Annotated in this window: 15 protein-coding genes; 8 read left to right on the forward strand and 7 right to left on the reverse strand. The window is 73.9% G+C overall.

What is annotated here, in order from left to right:
- Window positions 1–75: 75 nt before the first annotated feature.
- The 3 genes from ACFWAR_RS19800 to ACFWAR_RS19810 all read right to left on the reverse strand — a co-directional run bounded on the left by ACFWAR_RS19800 (window position 76) and on the right by ACFWAR_RS19810 (window position 3,699).
- Window positions 76–1,002 (reverse strand): class I SAM-dependent methyltransferase, encoded by a 927-nt coding sequence (locus ACFWAR_RS19800; RefSeq protein ID WP_385778833.1) that lies wholly within the window; start codon window positions 1,000–1,002, stop codon window positions 76–78.
- Between the two features lie 731 nt (window positions 1,003–1,733).
- Window positions 1,734–2,378 (reverse strand): GNAT family N-acetyltransferase, encoded by a 645-nt coding sequence (locus ACFWAR_RS19805; protein WP_385778835.1) that lies wholly within the window; start codon window positions 2,376–2,378, stop codon window positions 1,734–1,736.
- Window positions 2,379–2,499: 121 nt separating this feature from the next.
- Window positions 2,500–3,699: an NUDIX domain-containing protein gene (locus tag ACFWAR_RS19810; protein ID WP_385778837.1), complete on the reverse strand. Its 1,200-nt coding sequence runs from the start codon at window positions 3,697–3,699 to the stop codon at window positions 2,500–2,502.
- Window positions 3,700–3,981: 282 nt separating this feature from the next.
- On the opposite strand from ACFWAR_RS19810, the gene ACFWAR_RS19815 reads away from it, so the two are divergent.
- From ACFWAR_RS19815 to ACFWAR_RS19850, 8 genes are all read left to right on the forward strand, one after another.
- Window positions 3,982–5,733, forward strand: a complete 1,752-nt coding sequence (locus ACFWAR_RS19815) for a VanW family protein (protein ID WP_385778839.1) — start codon at window positions 3,982–3,984, stop codon at window positions 5,731–5,733.
- A 140-nt stretch (window positions 5,734–5,873) separates the two neighbouring features.
- Window positions 5,874–7,094, forward strand: a complete 1,221-nt coding sequence (locus ACFWAR_RS19820; RefSeq protein ID WP_385778841.1) for a DUF418 domain-containing protein — start codon at window positions 5,874–5,876, stop codon at window positions 7,092–7,094.
- A 128-nt stretch (window positions 7,095–7,222) separates the two neighbouring features.
- The gene (locus tag ACFWAR_RS19825) at window positions 7,223–7,708 is read left to right on the forward strand and encodes a hypothetical protein (protein ID WP_385778843.1); all 486 of its coding nucleotides are present in this window, start codon (window positions 7,223–7,225) and stop codon (window positions 7,706–7,708) included.
- A 102-nt stretch (window positions 7,709–7,810) separates the two neighbouring features.
- Window positions 7,811–9,631, forward strand: a complete 1,821-nt coding sequence (locus ACFWAR_RS19830; RefSeq protein ID WP_385778845.1) for an RNA ligase family protein — start codon at window positions 7,811–7,813, stop codon at window positions 9,629–9,631.
- Window positions 9,618–12,632, forward strand: a complete 3,015-nt coding sequence (locus ACFWAR_RS19835; RefSeq protein WP_385778956.1) for a poly(A) polymerase — start codon at window positions 9,618–9,620, stop codon at window positions 12,630–12,632. The genes ACFWAR_RS19830 and ACFWAR_RS19835 overlap by 14 nt, the downstream gene beginning before the upstream one ends.
- Window positions 12,633–12,940: 308 nt before the next feature.
- Window positions 12,941–15,100: a discoidin domain-containing protein gene (locus tag ACFWAR_RS19840; protein ID WP_385778847.1), complete on the forward strand. Its 2,160-nt coding sequence runs from the start codon at window positions 12,941–12,943 to the stop codon at window positions 15,098–15,100.
- A gap of 132 nt (window positions 15,101–15,232) precedes the next feature.
- Window positions 15,233–16,309, forward strand: coding sequence for a DUF1996 domain-containing protein (locus tag ACFWAR_RS19845; RefSeq protein ID WP_385778849.1), 1,077 nt, complete (start codon window positions 15,233–15,235; stop codon window positions 16,307–16,309).
- A gap of 44 nt (window positions 16,310–16,353) precedes the next feature.
- Window positions 16,354–18,084 carry a discoidin domain-containing protein gene (locus ACFWAR_RS19850; protein WP_385778851.1) on the forward strand — a complete coding sequence of 577 codons (1,731 nt, stop codon included), beginning with the start codon at window positions 16,354–16,356 and terminating at the stop codon, window positions 18,082–18,084.
- Window positions 18,085–18,167: 83 nt separating this feature from the next.
- Here the strand turns inward: ACFWAR_RS19850 and ACFWAR_RS19855 are convergent, their stop codons facing one another.
- The 4 genes from ACFWAR_RS19855 to ACFWAR_RS19870 form a co-directional block, all read right to left on the reverse strand.
- Entirely contained in the window at window positions 18,168–19,085 is a 918-nt protein-coding gene (locus tag ACFWAR_RS19855) for an NADP-dependent oxidoreductase (RefSeq protein ID WP_385778958.1), read from the reverse strand.
- Between the two features lie 146 nt (window positions 19,086–19,231).
- Window positions 19,232–20,638 carry a GH1 family beta-glucosidase gene (locus ACFWAR_RS19860; protein ID WP_385778853.1) on the reverse strand — a complete coding sequence of 469 codons (1,407 nt, stop codon included), beginning with the start codon at window positions 20,636–20,638 and terminating at the stop codon, window positions 19,232–19,234.
- Window positions 20,635–21,501, reverse strand: a complete 867-nt coding sequence (locus ACFWAR_RS19865; protein ID WP_354383227.1) for a carbohydrate ABC transporter permease — start codon at window positions 21,499–21,501, stop codon at window positions 20,635–20,637. The genes ACFWAR_RS19860 and ACFWAR_RS19865 overlap by 4 nt, the downstream gene beginning before the upstream one ends.
- On the reverse strand, window positions 21,494–22,462 hold the full coding sequence (locus tag ACFWAR_RS19870; protein ID WP_385778856.1) for a carbohydrate ABC transporter permease: 969 nt from the start codon (window positions 22,460–22,462) through the stop codon (window positions 21,494–21,496). The genes ACFWAR_RS19865 and ACFWAR_RS19870 overlap by 8 nt, the downstream gene beginning before the upstream one ends.
- Window positions 22,463–22,465 lie beyond the last annotated feature (3 nt).

Below are 22,465 nucleotides of genomic sequence, written 5' to 3' on the forward strand. Positions count from 1 at the left end.
GAAGAGGAAAAGGGGCCGGGGGCGCGATACGCGCACCCGGCCCCTTCCCGTGGGCCTGCGGACCGGAGTCCGGCGTCAGCGGCGGCGGCTCGCCACGATCGCCCGCGTCACGATGGGCGGCAGCAGGTCCTTCGCCAGCTTGCGCGCCCGGCGCGAGCGCGGCGCGGGCTTCGGCTGGGCGGGAACCGCCGCGAGGACGGGCACCTCGGGAGCCTTGAGCGGCTTCGGCGCGGGCGGCGCGATCGCCTTCTGGCCGCCGATGCGCACCAGCGGGGCCTCCACGACCGTGTCGATGCCGTGCCAGAGGTCCTCGCGGCCCTCCAGCCAGGTGCGCAGGGCCTTCTGCAGCGGGGCCGGGTCGTCCCAGGTCGCGTAGAGCTTCGTACCGGAGACGCAGATGACGCGCAGGTCGGCCGTGGTGACCGCGCCCCACACGGCGGCGGCGACGCCGGGGCAGTGCTCGGAGCGGTAGTCGTCGAAGACCACGACCGCGCCCGGCGCCGCGAGGAGGCGGGACGCCTGGATGTCCCCGTGCACGTGCTCGTAGAGGTGGGAGGCGTCCACGTGGATGAAGCGGCAGCTGTTCGCACGCACCCGGTCGCCGACCACGGAGGTCGGGGCCTGGATGACGGTGGGCAGCGCCTCGTGGAAGGCGAGGTAGTTCGTCTCGAAGGCCTGGCGGGTCAGCGAGGCGTAGGAGGACTGGGTCTCCGCGAGGTTGGACTCGTCCTCGGCGGGCGAGTCGAAGAGGTCACAGACCGTGAACTCCTCGCCCTCGCGCAGGTACTTGCCCATGAAGATCGCGCTCTTGCCCATGTACGAGCCGAGTTCGAGCAGGTCACCGCGGTGCTCTGCATCGGCGTTCTGGTGCCCGAGGAACCAGTCGAACAACACCTGGTCGACGTTCCAGAACCATCCCTCCACGTCGTTGAACCCCGCGGGAACCGGTGCCGTGGACAGCACTTCGGGGTCGGTGAGAGGGAGACGCGCAGCTTGCGACATGGAGAGTCGTCCTCCGGGGATATGGCATGGGATCAGCACTGACACCTGGCCGGGTAGCCAGACCTTAGACCACAGGACGGGTACATGACGAGGCTGTGGAGATGCCGAAGACGCCGAAGCGGAGCGCCGGAGGAACGGATCGCGCCGCGCGGGCCGTTGCCGGTGGGGGGTCGGGCGGCGGGCCCGCGAAGCCCCCGGCCCCCGGGCCTGACCAGCGGGGACACCACGCGCGGGGCCAGTCGGCACGGGCCCTCGAAGGCTCCGTGAGGGCGGGTGGTCCACCACCTGCGGCCACCTCCCCTTGCGCAAGTGAACGGTCCGCCTTCGACCTCGGGGCCCCCGCCCACCGCGGGGCCGTCGCGGACTGCAGGAGGCACGGGCCCCGACCGTCTCCCGCGCACGATCCGGACCCGCGGGGCGCTCTTCGCGAACGGGAAGCCCGTCCGGTGCGGCACTGTGCCATTGGTCCATGCACGGGAGGCTCACCCGATCCATTGGCCCAGGCCCGGCGGCAGGCGTCTCGAAACGGCTGGCGAGCCCCCGGGGCACCGGGCCGTCGGGCTCGCCTCGGGCGCCCGGCGATCGACCCGCGGGACCGTCGCACGGCGGGGCGAAGACTTGATCATTTTCTCTTTCGATCACCCGGGATCGGGCCGCCATCGGCCCGCCGTCCGCCCGTCATCGGCTGTCATCGGCCCGTCGTCGACCCGTCATCGGGCGTCATCGGCCCGTCATCGGCCGGCGAACAGCAGGGCCTCCGAGCCGATCGGGCGGTAACCGGCGGCCTGGAAGGCGCGGATGCTGCGGGCGTTGCCCGCCGCCTGCTGGGACCAGACCGGGGCGCCCGCGGGGACGAGGTGGCGGGCGGCCGTGGCCAGGGCGCGGCCCAGACCGCGGTGGCGGACCCGCTCGTCCACCTCGATCGCGGTCTCCCAGCGGCCCGCGATCCCGCGGCCGAGGACGACGACCCCGCCGTCGGCCGCCCAGACGCGCACGTCGTCGCGCCGGGCGCGGGCGCGGACCACCCGGGGATGGTCGCGGTCGGCGATCTCCCGCAGCGCCAGCGGCGGCTCCCCCGGCAGCGGGTCGGCCACGGTCAGCAGGTCGATCGTGTCGTGCCCGCGGCCGGTGCGGTCCAGGAGGGCGGCGAGGAAGCGGGGGTTCATGCTGGCGGCCAGGCCGTCGCAGTCCACGGCGGCCAGGGTCGCCCGCACCCACGCGGGATCCTCGTCGGTGAAGACCACGGAGTGCGCCGTGAAGGCGATCACCCCCGCGTCCCGGTGCCGCTCCTGCGCGACCACGGTCGTCCCGCCGTCGGGCGGGGGGAACCGCCCGTGCGCCGCCGCGTCGAGGATCTCCCCCAGTGTCCGTCCCATGCCGTCCTCCCCGTCCCGTCCCCGTCGTCCTCGTACGGGGGCTCTGGTCCCGGTCCCCGTACCGCGTCGCCCGCGCACGGCCGGTGAAACCCTACGCGGCGCCCGGTACGGGGACCCGGGTTCACCAGGCCGGACCCTCCGCCGGGAGCTCCGTGACCGGCCGGTGCGGGGGGCGGGGCAGGGCGAGGCGGACGCGGGCCGCGTGGACGGCCTCCAGCTGGTCCGCCGCGGCCGGGCCCCAGTCGCACAGGTCGCGGACCTGCTCGGGCGTGGCCAGCAGCCGGACGTGGGCCGGGTCGACGGCGGGGCCGATGGCGTGCAGCCGGGCCGTGGAGCGCAGGCGCACCCCGTCCGCCTCGCGCAGGTGGCCCAGTGCTTCGGGAGCGGAGGTGACCAGGTCGGGGGTGAGGTCCGGGAGCCCGGCGGCCCCGGTGGCGCGCGCGATCAGCACCAGCACCCGCCCGTCGGGGGCGAACAGCCAGGCCGCCCGGTCGAGCACCACGGCCCCCTCCGGGGCCGGGCCCTCCCACCAGCCGCCCCGCTGCGGAACGCGCCGGGTGCGCAGCGCGCCGAGCCGGTCCAGCGCGCCCGGCACGGTGGGCCGCCCGTCCTCCAGCAGGGCGGGACCGCCGCCGTCGATGCGGGCCCGCAGCGCGGACAGGGCGCGCCGGGCGTCGCCGGGGTGCATCAGGCCCGGCAGATCGGCGGGTTCGGCGAAGTGGACCCCCGTGATCTCCTGGGCGGGCAGCCGGATGGCGGCGATGCGCTCCGCGTCCCAGGTGCCGCCGTCGAAGACGTGCAGGATCTCGCCGGGGAAGCGCATCTCCGGTTCGAAACCGGGGGTGTCGGCGGGGATCCAGTCCACGACCAGCCCGCGCGGGTAGTGGTCGCGGATGCCGAGTTCCTCGTACACCTCGCGCGCGGCCGCCGCGGACGGCGCCTCCCCCGCGTCCACGGCGCCGCCGGGCAGCAGCCGGTCGGGCCGGTAGTCCACGGTCTGTACGAGCACCCGCCCGTCGGGGTCGGTGACCAGGACGCAGGCTCCGCTCCAGAGCGCGGCGCGCGAGGCTCCGTACTCGGCGGCGGTCATCCACGTGCCACCGGCCGCGGCGGTCCCGTCCGCCGGGGAGGCGCCCACCGCGGTCCGGTCCGCCCCCGGCACGGCATCCGGGAACACGGGATCGAGGTCGAGGTCGGTTTCGGCGTTGGCGTCCGCGTCAGGGGTGACGCCGAGATCGGGGATCGCATGGTCCGGGGTCGCGGGTTCCGGGATCGCGTGGTCCGCCCGGTCCGTGCGGTCCGTGTCGGTCAGCTGCGGCATCGGTACTCCGTTCACCGTGGGTGGGAGAGGGCCGGGTCGGGGCTCGTCGCGCCGTTCCCGACGCCTGTGCAACAGCGCGCGCGGTCCCCGGGTTACGGCGCCGTGCGCACGGCGCGCACACCGGGCACACGAGGCGGCCGAATGCGCCCGCGACCTGCCGGTTTTACCTGACCTATGACCGTTTATTACCTGGTTATGTACTTCTTGGTAGCTTTCGGGGCGCGGGCCGGTCGGCGTGAAAGCCCCCGGCCCGTCCAGACGCGAACGACCAGGGGGACAGCGATGCCACACGCCGGTGACACCGGGACCGCGACGGCCACCGGGAACCGACGGCGGCGGTTGCTGCGTCCGCTCGCCGTCACCGGCGGAGCCCTGACCATCGGGTGCGCCGGTCTGTACGTCGCGGGCCTGTCGCTGGCCGGAGACGCGATCGACCGGGGCACCACGGTCCGCGGCGTGGACCTCGGGGGCATGGACCAGGACCGGGCGCGCCGGGCGTTGGACCGCGCCTTCGGCCCCGCGGCCGAGGCCGGAGCCGCCTTCGCCGTGCGCGTCGGCGACCGGGTCGAGCAGGTGCGGCCGAGCGCCCTCGGCCTGTCCCTCGACTCCGCCGCGACCGCCGAGCGCGCCGCGCGGGCCGGATCCCATCCGGTCACCGTGCTCGGTCGGCTCTTCGGTCGCGACCGCCGGGAGGTGGAGCCGGTGGTCCGGGTGGACGAGGGGGTGGCGCGGGCCGCTCTGGACGGACTCGCCGAGAAGACGGGGCGCGCCGTCGTCGAGGGGGCGATCACCTTCGAGAAGGGCGGGCCCAAGGCGGTCGCTCCGGTCAGCGGCGTCGCCCTGCGCGACGACGACGCGCTCGACGTCCTGCGCGCCGCCTATCCGCGCACCGGGTCGGACCCCGTCGAGCTGCCGGTGCGGACCACCGAGCCCCGGATCGGGGCGAAGGAGACGCAGCGGGCCCTCGAGGAGTTCGCCCGACCCGCCGTGTCGGCCCCCGTCACCCTCACCCTCGAAGGGCGGCGCGTGGTGGTCGACCCCGCCGTCCTCGCCCGGCACCTCGCCATGAAGGCCGGCGACGGCGGCCGCCTGGTCCCCGACCTCGACACCAAGGCGCTGCTCGCCGATCCGGCGCTCGCGGGCCCGCTGCGCGCGGCCTCGCCGGGTCCGCTGGAGGCGCGCCTTCGGCTCGACGGCCCGGGGCGGGTCTCCGTGGCCGAGGACGGCCGCGCGGGCCGCCGGGTCACCGAGCGGACCCTGGGCGAGGCCGTACTCCCGCTGCTGGTGAAGTCGGGCGCGGGGGCCCGTACCGGCGCGGTGGCGACGGAGGCGGTGCAGCCGAGGCTCACCCGGCAGAACGTGGCGGAGCTGGGCATCAAGGAGGAGGTGTCCTCCTTCACCGTCGACTTCCCCGTCGCCGACTACCGCACGACGAACATAGGCCGGGCCGCCGAGCTGATCAACGGCTCGGTGGTGCTGCCGGACGAGACCTGGAGCTTCAACCGGACCGTGGGCGAACGCACCAAGGAGAACGGTTTCGTCGACGGCATCATGATCAATGGCGGCCAGTACGAGAAGGCCGCGGGCGGCGGGGTCTCGGCGGTGGCCACGACCGTCTTCAACGCGGTGTTCTTCGCCGGGGTCAAGCCCGTGGAGTACGGGGCGCACTCCTTCTACATCGAGCGCTACCCGGAGGGCCGCGAGGCCACGGTGGCCTGGGGCAGCCTCGACCAGAGCTTCCGCAACGACTCGGGCAAGGCGCTCTACATCCAGGCGTCGGCCACCGACACCTCGGTCACCATCACCTTCCTCGGCACCAAGAAGTACGACGCGGTCAAGGCGGTGAAGGGGCCGCGCAGCAACATCGAGCAGCCGGGCACCCGGACCGGGAGCGGTGCGCGGTGCGAGGCGCAGACCCCGCTCGAAGGGTTCGACGTCAGCGTCGACCGGATCTTCGAGCAGGGCGGCAAGGAGGTCAAGCGCGAGAAGTTCACGACGCGCTACACCCCGCGCGACCGCGTGACCTGCGGCTGAGGCCCACCGGCGGCCGAGCCGCGCGAACCGCGCGAACCGCGCGGCCGGTCCGGGCTCGTCGGGGCGAAACGGAACCTTTGTTCCACTATCGACCTCTACCTGAGCATGACGTCGTACTCCCGCCCTGCCCCGAGGAACCGATGAGCGCCAGCAACAGACTGTCCGGTGTCGACGCCGCGCGCGGCCTGGCCGTGCTGGGGATGTTCGCGGTGCACGTCGGACCCGGTGCGCGCCCGTCCGGCGCGAACTACCTGGTCCTGGCCGCCGACGGACGGGCGCCCGCCGTCTTCACCCTCCTCGCCGGCTTCTCGCTGGCCCTGGCCCAGCGGCAACGCCCGGACGCGCTCCCGGGCCCGGGCTCCGAGGGGGGCGGAGCCGGGCGGGGCGGGGCGCCGGGGCGGCTGCGGCCGTTGCTGATCCGGTGCGCCGTGCTCGCCGCCCTCGGCCTGTCCCTGGCCGCGCTCTGGCCCGGGATCCTGGTCATCCTGACCTTCTTCGCGCTCTACTTCCTCGCCGCCGAGCCCTTCACCCGGCTGTCCACCAGGGCGCTCGCCGTGGTCGCGGCCGCGGGCGTGGTGGTCGGGCCGCTGCTCTCGTACGTCCTCGGCCCGCTCTTCGGGGTCGGCGCCTCGGGCCGCGGGACGGTGCCCGACCTCACCGACCTGGCCCGTGGCTGGACGGGACTCGGCGACGTCCTGCGCGGGCTGCTGCTCACCGGCGCGTACCCGGTCGTCACCTACCTGCCGTACGTGCTCGCCGGCATGGCGCTGGGGCGGCTGTGCGACGTCCGCGAGAAGGCCGTCGCCCGACGGCTCGCCCTGTGGGGCGCGGCCGTCGCGGCCGCGGCGTACGGCTCCGCGTGGCTGGCCACCGAGGTGCTCGGCGGGCGGCAGCGGCTGCTGGCCGCCATCGCGGCGCACCACCCCGAGGCCATGGCCGCCGGCGATCCGGTCCGGGCCGTGCTCGCCCAGCAGTACGGCGCGATACCCAGCACCTCGTGGGACTGGCTGCTCCTGGCCTCCCCCTACAGCCAGACCCCGTTGGAGACGCTCGGCAACGCGGGCGTCGGCGCCGCGCTCATCGGCGGCTTCGTGCTGCTGGCCCGCGGCCGGCGGGCCGCCCGGCTGCTACGGCCCCTCACCGCGCTGGGCGCGATGGCGCTCAGCGCCTACGTCGTGCACGCGCTGGTGCTGGCCGGTCCGGCGAACGGGGCGGCGTCCTGGGGCGCCTTGGCCGCGTTCTGCGCCGTGGCCCTGGCCTCGGCCTGGGGGTGGCAGCGCGCCTGGGCGCACTCGCCGTTGCGCCGAGGGCCGCTGGAACACGTCCTCAGACTGGCCACCGCGCCGCGCGCCCGCGCCTGATCCCGAGAGCGCGCCGCACACCGCGCGCCGGCTCGCACTCCGCGCACCCCGGCACGGGTGCGGCTCGCGCTCACCCGTACGCGTGACGGTGCGCCGCTCCCTGTCCCCGTATGCGGCAGGGTGGGCGGATGCAGCTGCGCCGGGCCCTGCCCCTGTCCCTCGCCGTGCTCCTCCTGGGCGCGGGTACCACCGGATGTACGACCGTCGCACCGGTCGCACCGGCCGCCCGGACACCGGATCCCGTGATCGTCCGTTCGCCCTCCGCGCGCGCGGTGCTCCCCCTGGGGCGCGTGCCGCAGGACCCGGGGTCGGCGGCCGCCCCGCCCGCTCCCGGGCCGCCCGCAACGGCCGGGGCGGCGGCAGCCCCGGCGGCCGGGGCCGCGGACCGGGAGGAAGCACCGGACGCGGACGGGACCCGGCGCTCGACACCCCGGCGCTCCGGCACGGTACGGGCACCCGCCCCGGCGAAGGCCCGCACGCCACGGGCCCGGCCGCGCCCCCAGGCCCGGCCCGCGCCGGGGCGGGCGTACGACATGTCGGCGCTGTGCGCGGCGGCCGACGGGACGGTGTCCCCGTCGATCGCGCGGTTGTGCGCGGAGCAGTACGGCCGCTGAGCGACGGCCGCGAGTGGCTCGAACCGGTCGGTGGATATTGGGTGGATCCGTTCGGTGCCCCTTCCTACAGTGGCGGGGACACGTCACCGACCGGAGCGGACCATGCGCACCCACTACCCCCGCACCCCGCACCTCCCCTGGTCCCCGGGGGCCACGCCCGACGACGTCCGGGCCGGTGACCTGGCGGGGCTGCCGGGGCTCTGCGGGCGCGAGGTGGTCGTGACCGAGAAGCTCGACGGCGAGAACACGACGCTCTATGCCGACGGCCTGCACGCGCGCTCCCTCGACTCCGCCCACCATCCTTCGCGCGCCTGGGTGAAGGCCCTCCAGGGGCGCATCGGCGCGGGCATTCCGGCCGGTTGGCGGATCTGCGGCGAGAACCTCTACGCCCGCCACTCCCTCGCCTACGACGCGCTCGACAGCTGGTTCTACGGCTTCTCGGTGTGGGACGGCGACCGTTGCCTCGACTGGGACCGCACCGTGCGGTTCCTGACCGGGCTCGGCGTGCCGGTGCCGCGGGTGCTGTGGCGGGGCGTCCTGGACGCCCCGGCGCAGCGCGCGCTGCGCAAGCTCAAGCTGGACACCGCCCGCCACGAGGGGTACGTCGTGCGCTCCGTGGCCGGCTTCGACCGTACGGCCTTCGCCGGACACGTGGCCAAGTGGGTGCGCGGGGGGCACGTGCAGACCGGTACCCACTGGATGTTCGCGTCCGTGGTGGAGAACGGTCTGGGCCCGGCCGCCCCGCTGTGGGCGGTCCGCTCGGGGGCGCGGCCCGACGTACCGGCCGTGCTCGCGGCCGCCGCGGTGGGGTCCGCCTCGTCGGCGGAGGCGGTGCCCGACGCGGCGCCGGAGGCCGTACCCGACGCGGTGATCGAGGCGGTGGCCGACGTCGCGGCCCGGCTCGACGTGCTGGGGCGGTCGGGGGACGCCCGGCTGGCCGGGGTGCTCGCCACCGCGCTGCACGGTGCGCACCGGGGGCTCCTCGCGCCGCGGCTCGCGGTGGCGCTCGGACTGCCGCTCGCCCGCCGGGTGGCCGATCTCGTCGGGCTCCAGGGGAGGTTGCACCTGCCGTTCCCCGATGAGGACCGGCGGTCCGGGCTGGCGGGGATGTCGGCGGCCGCGGACCTCGGCGTGCTGCACGCGGTGGCCGGGGCCGTCGCGGGCGGGCGCGCGGACGCGGAGGGCGCCGGGGCGCGCGAGTGCGTGGAGTGGTCGGCGCTGTGGGCGCAGGAGGCGGGTCTGCTCGGCGAACGGCCCTGCGGGCCGCTGCGTTCGGGGCTGCGGGAGGCGCTGGCCGGGCTCGACGCGGCGGCGGCGGACCGGTGTTGGGCGCAGGCCCGGCAGGCGTGGGCCGAGGGACGCGTCGGCGGGGTCGAGGAGGCGGTGGCCGCGACCTGGCGGTGGCGGGACGGCGACTTCCCGCGGCTGATCCAGCTGGTCGGGCCCTCGGGGAGCGGGAAGAGCACCTTCGGCCGGGCGCTGGCCGGGGTGGACGCGTACGTCTCGCTGGACGACCTGCGCTCCGCACGCGGCGCGCGCGGGGACCAACGGGCCAACGGGGAGGTGCTGCGGGAAGGGCTGGACCGGCTCGACGCGGCGCTCGGGGCCGGGGGCACCGTGGTGTGGGACGCCACCTCGCTGGTGGCCCCGCAGCGCGCCCTGGTCGGGTCGGTGGCCCGCCGGCGTGACGCACTGGTGACGCAAGTCGTCGTCCTGGCCGACGAGGACGCGCTGCGCCGCCGCAACGGCACCCGCACGCATCCGGTACCGGCCGCGGTCCTGGACGCCCAGCTGCGCCGGTTCGACCCGCCGTACCCCGGTCGGGCACACCGGACGTGGTACGTCGGGACGGGCGGCACGGTCGAGGACACGGCGGGCGGGCTGTACGACGGTGCGGGAGGGCGGCGTGATGCGGACCAGTGAGGAGTTGTACCACCAGGTCCGCTGGGACCCCCGTTTCGACCCCGCCCGGTTCGTGCTGGGGCTGCTCCAGCGCGGGGCCGGGCCGAAGCGCGTCGCACTGCCCTCCTTCGTGCCGGGCGGCGACGTCCCCTGGCACCGGGTGCTGTTCGTCGAGGCGGACGGCGAGCTGGTGTGGGACCGGGCCACCGGCGTGGACCGGATCGAGAGCTCGGGAGCCGGGCGGGCGCGCGCCCCCCGGCTGCTGCGCGCGCCCTTCTTCACGGCGCGGGCGGCGCACGCCTGGGATCCGGCGCGCGGCTGGGCGCCGGTCGGTGACGCCGTGCCCGCCCCGCCCACGGCGGCGGTGGTGCGCGTGCTCACCTGGAACACCCTGTGGGACCGCTACGACGGGCCCCTGATCGAGACGGCGCGGCGGCGCCCGCTGCTGCTCGCCGAGCTGGCGGCCGCGGACGCCGACGTCATCGCGCTCCAGGAGGTCGAGCCCCGGCTGCTGGAGATGGTCCTGGCCGAGCCCTGGGTGCGCGCCTCCTACACCCTGGGCGGTTCGCCGCGCGCCCGGGACGTGGCCGACACCGGTCTGCTCCTGCTGAGCCGGATGTCCGTGCGCGAGGCGGGAGTCCACTCGCTGGGGTCGCACAAGGGGGTCACCGCCGTCACCGTGGAGACGGTGGCGGGCCCGCTGGTGGTGGCCGCGACCCACCTCAGCAGCGACCACTCGGCGGACGGCGCGGGTCGCCGCACCGCCGAACTGGCAGGTCTCTCCGAGGGGTTGGCGGGGATCGACGGCCAGGTCGTACTGATGGGCGATTTCAACGACGGGCGCGGGGGCGCCGCGGGTCCCGCCGCTTCCCTCGGGCTGCGCGACGCGTGGGCCGAGGTGCACGGGGAGGCGGACACCACCGCGACCTTCGACCCCGCGGTCAATCCACTGGCCGCGGTGGGCTCGCTCACCGGGCGCGCGGCCCGGCTGGACCGGATCCTGCTGCGGGGCGGGGCCGTGACCACCTCGGCGACCCTGCGCGGGGACCGGCCCGCCACCGCCGACGGGTTGTTCGTGTCCGACCACTACGCCGTGGAGGCCGCGCTGGACTTCGGCGCGTGCGGACCCGCTCCGGCGGCGAGCGACGTACCCGAAGGGAACGACGTACCAGGAGGGCACGACGTACCCGAAGGGCACGACGTACCGGCAGGGGCGGACCGGGGCCGACCGGCCGCGCTCGACCTGGCGCCCACCGCGCGGACCGCCGTGGCCTGGATCCCGCCCGAGGAGTCGTGGCCGGCGATCCAGGAGCTGCGCCGGGAACTGGACCCGCGGGTGGACCGCTGGCCGCCGCACGTGAACCTGCTGTTCGGGTTCGTCCCGGAGTCCGCCTTCGAGCGGGCCGCCGTACTGCTGGCCGAGGCCGTCGCCGGGGTGCCCGCCTTCACCGCGCGCCCGGCCGGGGTGCACACCTTCGGGCAGCGCGAGGACGCGACCCTGTGGCTCGACCCGGCGGCGGACGGGGAGGCGCCCTGGCAGGAGTTGCGGGCGGCGCTGGTACGGCGGTTCCCCCGCTGTCGGGGCCGCGCCGACGGCTTCACCCCGCACCTGACGCTGGGGCGGAGCACCGACCCCGGGCGCGCGGCGGCCCGGTGCGCGGACGCGCTGGCCGCGACCCCCATGGGGCCCGTGCGCGTCGGTTCGCTCGCCGTGCTGTCCCGCCGGGCCGGGGAACCGATGCGGGTGCGCTTCACGGTGGCCCTGGGCACGGGCGAGGTCCGGTGGCTGCCGCAGGACCACGACCGCCCGGCGCGCCCCGCCGACCCGGACGTCACCGACGGCCTCGCACGGGCCGTCACCGAACGGCTGGCGCGGGCCCTGCCGGAGGGGGTCGTGGAGGTCACCGGCTCGCGTCGGATGGGCTGCGCCCTGCCCGGCGCGGACCTGGACCTGGTCGCGGCGCTGGCGGGGCGGGTCGATCCCGCGCGGGTGCGCGAGCGGGTGCTGGCCGCGCTGCCGGAGGCGGTCGACGTCCGGGAGGTGCGCGGGGCCCGGGTACCGGGGCTGCGGCTGCGGGTCGGTGCGTTGGACGTGGACCTCGCGGTCGTGGCGAGCGCGGGGATCGCGCCCGACGCCGCGGTGGCCCGGCGGGCCGAGCTGGGCGACGGCGCGGCGCTCGCGCTGAGCGCGGTGAGCGACGCCGAGGCGGTCCGCCTCGGCGTGGGCCCGGACCGCTTGCCCGCCTTCGCCGAACTGGCCCGCCGGGTCAAGGAATGGGCGCGGGCCCGAGGCCTGGACGGCGCCCCCTTCGGCGGCCTCCCGGGGCTGGCCTGGTCCGTACTGGCGGCCCGTACGGTGGCGCACCGTCCCGTGGGGGCGGCCGGGGACGTGTTGCTGCGGGAGTTCTTCGGTGAGTGGGCCGCCTGGGACTGGCGGATTCCCGTGACCCTGGGCGGGGCCGACGGCGCGGGCGGGGAGGACGCCGGTGCGGGGGGCGGGAGCGGCGCGCCGGTCACCGTACTGACGCCCTCCGAGCCGGTGCGCAGCTGCACGGGCCAGGTCGGCGCCGGCTTCCGCGACCTGGTGGTGCGGGAGCTGTACCGGGCCTGGGAGATCGCGGAGAGCGGTCCGGGGCCGTGGCCCGAGCTGCTCGACCCGCCGCCGCTGCACCGGCGGCACGCGGCCTGGGCCCAGGTCACCGTCGAGCTCGCGGGCGCCGGGGAGCCCGCGGCGCTGCCCGGGAAGGTCCGGGGGCGGATGCGGGCGCTGGTCACCGCGCTGGAGGAGGCGGGGGCCGTGGACGCGCACGCCTGGCCGCACCCCGTCCCGTCGGAGCCGGGCGTCGTCCGGTACGCGATCGGCCTGGGGGCGACCCCGCCGGACGCCGGGCGGATCGCCGCCGTCGGCGGGCGCTGGGCGGCCGGGCTGGCCGGTGTCGGGGTGACCCTGGTCGCGGGCGGCGAGGTACCGACGCCCCACGGGCCCGCGCCGCTGCCGTCACGGACCCCTCCGAACAAGTAGCGAAGGCACTGTCCCCAAGAAAGGGGACAGTGTCGCCATTTCCCGAACACACTGCGCACAGCGGGCCTCCCGGGTGTCCTCGGGGCACGGCCGGACGGATCCGTTGGGAGCCTTAGCCAAGCGCCCGCGACTTTTTTCGTCAATACTTTTCACAAGGATTGAAGAAACCCCAAGTTCACAGGCCTGACGCGTATGTGACGCATCGACGGATCTTCAGTTCATGAACGCTGAACCTCTTGACGGTCCCACCCGGGGGCAGTTCACTCACGCTTCGATCCCCCCGGATCCCCGACGTCAGGAGTACCTCCATGCGATTGCTCTCCGATCGGCCGCCGCGGTTCACCGCGGCGGCGCTCGCCGCCGCGCTGGTCGCGGCCCTGCTCATGCTGCTGCCCGCCACCGCCGCCCAGGCCGCCCCGACGCTGCTCTCCCAGGGCAAGCCCGCGACCGCGTCCAGCATCGAGGGCGCGGGCACCCCGGCTTCCGCCGCGGTCGACGGCGACAACAACACCCGCTGGTCCAGCCAGTTCGCCGATCCCCAGTGGATACAGGTCGACCTGGGCGCACCGGCCCAGGTGAGCCAGGTCGTCCTGCGCTGGGAGACCGCGTACGGCAAGGCGTACCGGATCGAACTGTCCACCGACGGCACCAACTGGAGCACCGCGTACTCCACGGCCGCGAGCACCGGCGGGGTCCAGACGCACGACGTCAGCGGCACCGCCCGCTACGTCCGGGTGTACGGGACCCAGCGCGGCACCGGTTACGGCTACTCGCTCTTCGAGTTCCAGGTGTACGGGACGAGCGGGGACACCGGCCCGACCCTTCCCGGCGGCGGCGACCTCGGCCCGAACGTGATCGTCTTCGATCCGTCGACGCCGAACATCCAGGCCAAGCTGGACCAGGTCTTCGCCCAGCAGGAGTCCGCCCAGTTCGGCTCCGGGCGCTACCAGTTCCTCTTCAAGCCGGGCACCTACAACGGCCTCAACGCCCAGATCGGCTTCTACACCTCGATCTCGGGCCTGGGCCTGAACCCGGACGACACCACCATCAACGGTGACGTGACGGTCGACGCGGGCTGGTTCGGCGGCAACGCCACCCAGAACTTCTGGCGCTCGGCCGAGAACCTGGCGCTGAACCCGGTCAACGGCACCGACCGCTGGGCCGTCTCCCAGGCCGCGCCGTTCCGCCGGATGCACGTCAAGGGCGGTCTCAACCTGGCGCCGAACGGCTACGGTTGGGCGTCCGGCGGGTACATCGCCGACTCCAAGATCGACGGCCAGGTCGGCAACTACTCGCAGCAGCAGTGGTACACCCGCGACAGCTCGATCGGCGGTTGGACCAACTCGGTCTGGAACCAGGTCTTCTCCGGCACCCAGGGCGCGCCCGCGCAGTCCTTCCCGGAGCCGCGCTACACCACGCTGGACACCACCCCGGTCTCCCGCGAGAAGCCGTTCCTGTACCTGGACGGCTCCGAGTACAAGGTGTTCGTGCCCGCCAAGCGCGTGAACGCCCGCGGCACGTCCTGGGGCAACGGCGCTCCGCAGGGGACCTCGATCCCGCTGAGCCGCTTCTACGTGGTCAAGCCCGGCACCACCGCGGCGACGATGAACCAGGCGCTGGCCCAGGGCCTGCACCTGCTCTTCACCCCCGGCGTCTACCACGTGAACCAGACCATCCAGGTCAACCGTGCCGACACGGTGGTGCTGGGCCTCGGCCTCGCCACGATCGTCCCGGACAACGGCGTGACCGCGCTGAAGGTGGGCGACGTGGACGGGGTCAAGCTCGCGGGCTTCCTGGTCGACGCGGGCACCGTCAACTCGCCGAGCCTGCTGGAGGTCGGCCCGGCCGGCACCACCACGGACCACGCGGCGAACCCGACCACCGTCCAGGACGTCTTCATCCGGGTCGGCGGCGCGGGCGCGGGCAAGGCCACGGCCGGCATGGTGATCAACAACCACGACACGATCGTCGACCACACCTGGATCTGGCGCGCCGACCACGGTGACGGGGTGGGCTGGGAGACCAACCGCTCCGACTACGGCTTCCGGGTCAACGGCGACGACGTCCTGGCCACCGGCCTGTTCGTCGAGCACTTCAACAAGTACGACGTGGAGTGGAACGGCGACCGCGGCCGCACGATCTTCTTCCAGAACGAGAAGGCCTACGACGCCCCCAACCAGGCCGCCGTGCAGAACGGTTCGATCAAGGGCTACGCGGCCTACAAGGTCGCGGACTCGGTGACCACCCACGAGGGCTGGGGCCTGGGCAGCTACTGCTACTACAACGTCGACCCGACGATCCGTCAGGACCACGGCTTCGAGGTCCCGGTGAAGCCCGGCGTGAAGTTCCACGACCTGCTCGTCGTCTCGCTCGGCGGCAACGGCCAGTACGAACACGTCATCAACAACACGGGCGCCGCGACGTCGGGTACGTCGACCACCCCGTCCACCGTCGTCTCGTTCCCCTGATCCACCCCTGACCCCCGCAGGACGCGGGGCGGCCCGGCGGCCGCCCCGCGTTTTCCGGGCCGTCTGAGAGAGCGCTCTCCCAGGGCGCGATCCGGACCGACCCACCACTCCCCACCCGAAGGAGCCGACCCGATGAAACTCCGCCCGCGGGCCCTGTCCGCCTTACTCGTCTCGGTCGCCTGCGCCGTGACCGCCGCCGCAGGCCTGGGCCTGACGACCCTGACCGCGCAGGCCTCGCAGGACTCCGGCACGGCCGTCCACATGAACATGGACCACTCGGCCGTGGCCCCGCTCGCCGGGGGCGACGACCCGGACGGTGACGGCTACATCCCCGCCGTACCGCAGGTCACCGGTGTGACCCCGTCCTGGAACAACCCCCCGGCCCGGTACTTCCACGAGTTCCAGGCCAACTGCGCGGTGAGCAGGACCGCGCCGGACGACCCGATCGTCTACGCGGGCCGCCCCGGCGCCTCCCACAACCACACCTTCATGGGCAACACCACGACGGACGCCTTCAGCACCACCGCCTCGCTCAGCGGCGGCGGCACCGCGTGCAACGCCCCCGGCGACCTGTCCGGCTACTGGATGCCGACGCTCTACAACGGCAGCGTGCCGGTCCTGCCCACCGGACCGCAGGTGATCTACTACAAGACGGGCGTCACCGACTACACGAGCGTGCGGCCCTTCCCCAAGGGCCTGCGGTTCGTCGTCGGCAGCCCGACCCAGACCGCGGCCGAGTTCCGCGCCCACAAGGGCTGGGTCGAGGGCTGGGAGTGCGGTGACAGCTTCAAGAACGTCGAGTTCCCGGCGAACTGTCCGGCCGGTACCCAGCTCAACATCCGGATGCAGTCCCCGAGTTGTTGGGACGGCAAGAACCTCGACACGCCCGACCACAAGGCGCACATGGCCTACCCGGTCGTGAAGCCGGGCAACAACGACAACGTCTGCCCCGCCGACCACCCGGTGGCGCTGCCGATGGTCGAGTTCAAGATGGCCTTCCCGGTCAGCGGGGACATGTCGCAGGTACGGCTCTCCAGCGGGGCCGGTCACACCTTCCACTACGACTTCTTCAACGCGTGGGACGACCGGACCCTCAACGCCCTCGTCGAGCACTGCATCAAGGGCGGCCTCCAGTGCAACGCCCGCGGTTACGACGAGACCCACCCGGCGGCCGGCGCCGTACTCGGCCCGGACTACCGCCTCCCCTAGCCCAGCCCCCGTCCCCTCCCCCCACCCCTCCAAGGAGGTCCTGCATGCACTCCCGCATGCGCACCCTCACCGCGGCAGCCCTGCTCGCGGGAGCCGTCACCGTCCTGCCCGCCCTGCCCGCGCACGCCGCGGGCAGCGTGGTCAAGGTGACCGGCTCCCAGGGCAACTGGCAGCTCCAGGTGGACGGTTCGCCGTACCAGGTCAAGGGCGTCACCTGGGGCCCGTCCCCGGCCGACGCGGCGCGCCTGCTCCCCGACGTGAAGTCGCTGGGCGCCAACACCATCCGCACCTGGGGCACCGACGCGAGCAGCAAGCCGCTGTTCGACGCGGCGGCGACCAACGGGATCAAGGTCGTCGCGGGCTTCTGGCTCCAGCCGGGCGGCGGCCCGGGCAGCGGCGGCTGCACCAACTACGTCACGGACGCGACCTACAAGAACAACATGCTCGCCGAGTTCACCAAGTGGGTGCAGACCTACAAGGACCACCCGGGCGTGCTGATGTGGAACGTGGGCAACGAGTCGGTGCTCGGGCTCCAGAACTGCTACTCGGGCACCGAGCTGGAGAACCAGCGCAACGCCTACACGACCTTCGTGAACGACGTGGCGAAGGCCATCCACCGCATCGACGCCAACCACCCGGTGACCTCGACCGACGCGTGGGTGGGCGCCTGGACCTACTACAAGCGCAACTCCCCCGACCTCGACCTGTACGCCGTCAACTCCTACAAGGAGGTCTGCGGGGTCAAGCAGGCCTGGGAGCAGGGCGGTTACAACAAGCCCTACATCATCACCGAGACCGGCCCGGCCGGTGAGTGGGAGGTGCCGAACGACGCGAACGGGGTGCCGCGGCAGGTCGGCGACCAGGCCATGGCCGACGGCTACACCAACGCGTGGAACTGCGTCACAGGCCACCGGGGGGTGGCGCTGGGCGCGACCGTGTTCCACTACGGCACCGAGTACGACTTCGGCGGGCACTGGTTCAACCTGACCCCCGCCGGGGAGCGCCGCAAGGCGTACTACGCGGTGAAGCGGATGTACGGCGGGAACACGGCCGGGGACAACCTGCCGCCGACCGTGTCCGTCCCCTCGGTCGCCGACGCCTCGGCCGTCCCGGCCGGCAAGGAGATCACCATCCAGGCCCCGGCGACCGACCCGGAGGGCGACGCACTGTCCTACGAGGTGCTCTGGGGCGGCAAGTACGTCGACGGGGGCGGCGGGCTGCTCTCCGTGGCCTCGGGCCCGCTGGGAAGCGGGACCATCAGGGCCACGGCACCGGCGAAGACCGGGGTGTGGATCCTGTACGTGAAGGTCAAGGACGGGCGCGGCAACGTGGGCGTGGAGCAGCGCTCGGTGCGGGTCGTCCCGCCGCCGGTGTCGGGGACGGACGTGGCGCTGGGTCGACCGACCAGCGCCTCCACCTTCCAGAACGACTCCTGGGGCGGCTGTCCGTGCACCGCGGCGCTGGCCACGGACGGCCGCAACGACACGCGGTGGGCCAGTAGTTGGGCCGATCCGCAGTGGCTCCAGGTGGACCTGGGCGCGGTGAAGCAGCTGCGGCACGCCCAGTTGGTGTGGGAGACGGCGTACGGGAAGGCGTACACGATCAAGGTCTCCGACGACGGGCAGAACTGGCGCACGGCGTACGCCACGTCCACCGGGGACGGCGGCATCGACGACTTCGACATCGCCGCCTCGGGACGGTACGTACGCCTGGAGATGAGCCAGCGCGGCACCGGCTACGGCTATTCGCTGTTCCACTTCGGCGTGTACGCCTGATCCTTCCGGTCCCCGCCCCGCTCCCGTGAACCCCGCGCGCCGCCCCTCCTTCCCGCCAGGGCGGCGCGCGGTCACGTGCGTGGTCAGACCTCGACGACGATCTTGCCCGCGGTGTGTCCGTCCTGGTTGAGCGCGAAGGCGGCCGCCAGTTCGGACAGCGGGAAGGTCTCGGCGACGGTGACGGACAGCTGCCCGGCCTCGGCCAGGCGCCCCAGCTCCGCCAGGTCGCTGCCGACCGGCCGGACCCACATCCACTCGCCGCCGGCGCCCAGCACGCCCGGGTCGGCGATCGAGGCGTGCCTGCCTCCGTCGGCCAGGACCGCCCGGGTGACGTCGAGGACCCCGCCGACGAAGTCGGCGACCACGCTCACCCCGTCCGGGGCCAGGGCGCGGACCCGGTCGGCGAGGCCGTCCCCGTAGGCGACGGGTTCGGCGCCCAGCTCGCGCAGCCGGTCGTGGTTGCGGGGCGAGGCCGTGCCGATGACCCGGGCGCCCAGGGCCCGGGCGATCTGGACGCCGAAGGAGCCGACCCCGCCCGCCGCGCCGTGCACCAGGACGGTGTCGTCCTTGCCGGTGCCCAGGCGGGTGAGCAGCTGGTAGGCGGTGAGCCCGGCCAGCGGGAGTCCGGCGGCCTCGGCCCAGCCGAGGGCGGCGGGCTTGTGCGCGAGGGCGCGCACGGGCACGGTGACGAACTCGGCGAAGGTCCCGCCGTGCACGTAGTCCTTGCGGGCGTACGCCATGACCTCGTCGCCCGTGGTGAACTCGGGGGTGTCGATGCCGACGACCTCGACCGTTCCGGCCACGTCCCAGCCCGGGACCACGGGGTACACGACGTCCATGAGGCCGTCGAGGCCGCCCGCCATGATCTTCCAGTCGACCGGGTTGACCGCGGCGCACTTGACCCGGACCAGGACCTCGCCGGGTCCCACCTTGGGCACCGGCAACCGGGTCTCGGCGAGCACCTCCGTCCCGCCGTACGTCTCGTACGCCATCGCCCGCATGGTGCCCTCGCTGTCCTCGGACATGCGCCTCGCCTCTCCGTGAGCTGGTGGAACGGCCCCCGGGACCCATCCCACCACGAAACGCCGTGCCCGTCCCCCGGTGCGGGGCGGGCACGGCGCGCGCTGGTGGGCCGCGGCGGGGCCGGTCAGCGGCCTTCGTCGTGGGCGGCGCGGTGGGCCCGGATGACGGAGGCGTAGTGGTGGCCGCTGGCCTTGACGGTGCGCAGTTGGCTGGCGAAGTCGACGTGGACGAGGCCGAAGCGCTTGTCGTAGCCGTAGGCCCATTCGAAGTTGTCGAGCAGCGACCAGGCGTAGTAGCCGGCCAGCGGGGCGCCCCGGCGGGCGGCGCGGGCGCAGGCGGCGAGGTGGGCGTGCAGGTAGGCGGTCCGCTCGGGGTCGGTGACGCTCCCGTCGGGGGCGACGACGTCGGGGTAGGAGGAGCCGTTCTCGGTGACGTGCAGGCGGCGGGCGCCGTACTCCTCGGTCAGGCGCATGAGCAGGGTCTCGATGCCGTTCGCGTCGACCTCCCAGTCCATGCCGGTGCGGGCGACGGCGGGGCGGTCGATCTGTCGGGCCCGGGGGGCCGGGCCGTCGGGGTCGTCGGTGACGTACTGGGGGAAGTAGTAGTTCAGCCCCAGCCAGTCGAGCGGTGCGCCGATGGCGGCGAGGTCTCCGGGGCGCTCCGGCAGGTCCACGCCGTACACCTCCCGCATGTCGGCGGGGAAGCCGCGGCCGTGGACGGGGTCGAGCCACCAGCGGTTGACGTGGCCGTCCATCCGCCGGGCGGCGGCGAGGTCGGCCTCGCTCCCGCTCGCGGGCTCGACGGTGGAGAGGTTGTTGACGATGCCGATGCGGGCGCCCGGGGCGGCGGCGCGGATGGCCTGTGCGGCCAGGCCGTGGCCGAGGAGCAGGTGGTAGGAGGCGCGCACGGCCGCGGTCAGGTCGGTCAGGCCGGGGGCCATCTTGCCCTCGAGGTGGCCGATCCACGCCGAGCACAGGGGTTCGTTGAGGGTGGTCCACTGGGTGACCCGGTCGCCGAGCCGTTCGGCCACCTGGGCGGCGTACGCGGCGAAGTGCTCGGCGGTGGCCCGCTCGGGCCAGCCGCCGCGGTCCTGGAGGGCCTGCGGCAGGTCCCAGTGGTAGAGGGTGACGGAGGGCTCGATGCCCGCGGCCAGCAGGGCGTCGGTGAGCTGGTCGTAGAAGTCGAGGCCCTTGGGGTTGGCCGGACCGTCGCCGCCGGGGACCACGCGCGGCCAGGCGACGGAGAAACGGTAGGCGTTGGTCCCGAGGTCGCGCATCAGGGCGACGTCCTCGCGCCAGCGGTGGTAGTGGTCGCAGGCGGTGTCGCCGTGGTCGCCGCCGGCGGTGTTGCCCGGGGCGTGCGAGAAGGTGTCCCAGATGGACGGCGAGCGGCCGTCCTCGTCGACGGCGCCCTCGATCTGGTAGGCGGAGGTCGCGGTGCCCCAGGCGAAGTCGCGGGGCAGCGCGCCGAGGTCGATGGGCTGGTGCTCGCTCACGTCGGTCCTTCCGGGGCGGATGAGTTCGGTGGTCACTTGACGGCTCCCGCGGTGAGTCCCGCCACCAAATAGCGCTGGAGCAGCAGGAATCCCGCGACGACGGGGATGCTGACGACCAGCGAGGCGGCCATGATCTGGTTCCAGTACACGTCGTTCTGGGTGGAGTAGCCCTGCAGGCCGACGGCCAGGGTCCGGGTCTCCTGGTTGGTCATGACCGAGGCGAAGAGGACCTCGCCCCAGGCGGTCATGAAGGAGTACACGGCGACGGCGACGATGCCGGGGACGGCGGCCGGGACGACGACCCGCAGCAGCGCGCCGATCGGGCCGCAGCCGTCGACGGTGGCGGCCTCGTCGAGGTCGCGCGGCACCGAGTCGAAGTAGCCGATCAGCATCCAGATGGAGAAGGGCAGGGAGAAGGTGAGGTAGGCGAGGATCAGGCCGCCGCGGGAGCCGTAGAGGGCGATCCCGGTGGCGTTGCCGACGTTCACGAAGATGAGGAAGAGCGGCAGCAGGAAGAGGATGCCGGGGAACATCTGGGTGGAGAGCACGGTGACCGTGAAGACGCGCTTGCCGCGGAACTGGTAGCGGCTGACGGCGTAGGCCGCGAAGACGGCGATGACCACGGAGGCGGCGGTCGCCGAGCCGGCCACGATCAGGGAGTTCACGAAGTACTTCGCGAGCGGGACGGTGTGCCAGATGTCGACGTACGGGCGGACGGTGAGCCCGCTGGGGATCCAGTGGAAGGCTCCGGCGACGTCCTTGAGCGGCTTGAGCGAGCTGGTGACCATGACGTACACGGGCAGCACGACGAAGCCGGTGAGCAGCGTGAGGAAGACCGCCCGGACCGCCTGGAAGGAGCGGGCCGGGGCGAGCGGGGACCTGCGCCGGGCCTCAGGCATCGGCCTTGCTCCTTCCGCGTCCGGTGACGAGCAGGTAGACGGCGGTGACCAGCAGCAGGAAGAGCAGCAGCAGGACGGACATGGCCGAGCCGGTGCCGAAGTTCCAGGTGACGAAGCTGGCTTGGTAGATGTGGATGGAGATCAGGTCGGCGGCCTGCGGGGCCGACTTGCCGAAGAGCACGAACGGCGTGTTGAAGTCGTTGAAGGTCCACAGGAACAGGACCAGCACCAGGACCTGGTTGACGGGCCCGATGGAGGGCAGGGTGATCCGCCGGACCTGTTGCCAGGTCCCGGCGCCGTCGAGGGCCGCGGCCTCGTACAGCTCCTTGGGGATGTTCTGCAGGGCGGCCATCACGATCAGGAAGGCGAAGGGCCAGCCCTTCCAGACGGACACGATGAGCAGCGCCCAGAAGCTGTTGTCGCCGAGCAGCCAGAAGGTGTGCTCGCCGCTCATGCCCAACTGGTCGTGCAGGACGTGGTTCACCAGGCCGTTGTCCCGCTGGAACATGAAGCCCCAGGTGATGACGGCGGCGTAGACGGGGAGCGCGTACGGGACGAGGAAGAGGGCGCGCAGGAAGCCGCGGCCGCGGAAGGCGTCCTGCATGAAGACGGCGGCGGCGGTGCCGATGGACCAGCACAGGCCCACCGAGAGCAGGGTGAACTCGCAGGTGGTGAGGAACGAGCGGAGCAGGGCCTCGCCGACGGGCGCGTTGACGTCGACGGCGAGGGAGTAGTTGTCGAAGCCCGTCCAGGGCGCGCGGGACCACTCGCGGATGAAGAACTGGGTGAGCTGGCGGAAGCTCATCAAGATGCCCATCACCATCGGGACCAGGTGGATGAGCAGTTCCATCAGCAGGGCGGGCAGGAGCAGCAGGTAGGGCAGGGCGGTACGGCGCAGCCGACCGGTGCGGCGCACCCGGGCGGCGGTGCGGCGTACCCGCCCCGCGGTGGCGGAAGTCATGGG

It is taken from the genome of Streptomyces sp. NPDC059917, from assembly GCF_042730635.1.
Taxonomy (GTDB): Bacteria; Actinomycetota; Actinomycetes; order Streptomycetales; family Streptomycetaceae; genus Streptomyces.

Excerpts from the sequence above, each read along its gene's own strand:
- ACFWAR_RS19800 (WP_385778833.1), bottom strand. The coding sequence starts at position 1,002 with ATGTCGCAAGCTGCGCGTCTCCCTCTCACCGACCCCGAAGTGCTGTCC.
- ACFWAR_RS19805 (WP_385778835.1), bottom strand. The coding sequence starts at position 2,378 with ATGGGACGGACACTGGGGGAGATCCTCGACGCGGCGGCGCACGGGCGG.
- ACFWAR_RS19810 (WP_385778837.1), bottom strand. The coding sequence starts at position 3,699 with ATGCCGCAGCTGACCGACACGGACCGCACGGACCGGGCGGACCACGCG.
- ACFWAR_RS19815 (WP_385778839.1), top strand. The coding sequence starts at position 3,982 with ATGCCACACGCCGGTGACACCGGGACCGCGACGGCCACCGGGAACCGA.
- ACFWAR_RS19820 (WP_385778841.1), top strand. The coding sequence starts at position 5,874 with ATGAGCGCCAGCAACAGACTGTCCGGTGTCGACGCCGCGCGCGGCCTG.
- ACFWAR_RS19825 (WP_385778843.1), top strand. The coding sequence starts at position 7,223 with ATGCAGCTGCGCCGGGCCCTGCCCCTGTCCCTCGCCGTGCTCCTCCTG.
- ACFWAR_RS19830 (WP_385778845.1), top strand. The coding sequence starts at position 7,811 with ATGCGCACCCACTACCCCCGCACCCCGCACCTCCCCTGGTCCCCGGGG.
- ACFWAR_RS19835 (WP_385778956.1), top strand. The coding sequence starts at position 9,618 with ATGCGGACCAGTGAGGAGTTGTACCACCAGGTCCGCTGGGACCCCCGT.
- ACFWAR_RS19840 (WP_385778847.1), top strand. The coding sequence starts at position 12,941 with ATGCGATTGCTCTCCGATCGGCCGCCGCGGTTCACCGCGGCGGCGCTC.
- ACFWAR_RS19845 (WP_385778849.1), top strand. The coding sequence starts at position 15,233 with ATGAAACTCCGCCCGCGGGCCCTGTCCGCCTTACTCGTCTCGGTCGCC.
- ACFWAR_RS19850 (WP_385778851.1), top strand. The coding sequence starts at position 16,354 with ATGCACTCCCGCATGCGCACCCTCACCGCGGCAGCCCTGCTCGCGGGA.
- ACFWAR_RS19855 (WP_385778958.1), bottom strand. The coding sequence starts at position 19,085 with ATGCGGGCGATGGCGTACGAGACGTACGGCGGGACGGAGGTGCTCGCC.
- ACFWAR_RS19865 (WP_354383227.1), bottom strand. The coding sequence starts at position 21,501 with ATGCCTGAGGCCCGGCGCAGGTCCCCGCTCGCCCCGGCCCGCTCCTTC.
- ACFWAR_RS19870 (WP_385778856.1), bottom strand. The coding sequence starts at position 22,462 with ATGACTTCCGCCACCGCGGGGCGGGTACGCCGCACCGCCGCCCGGGTG.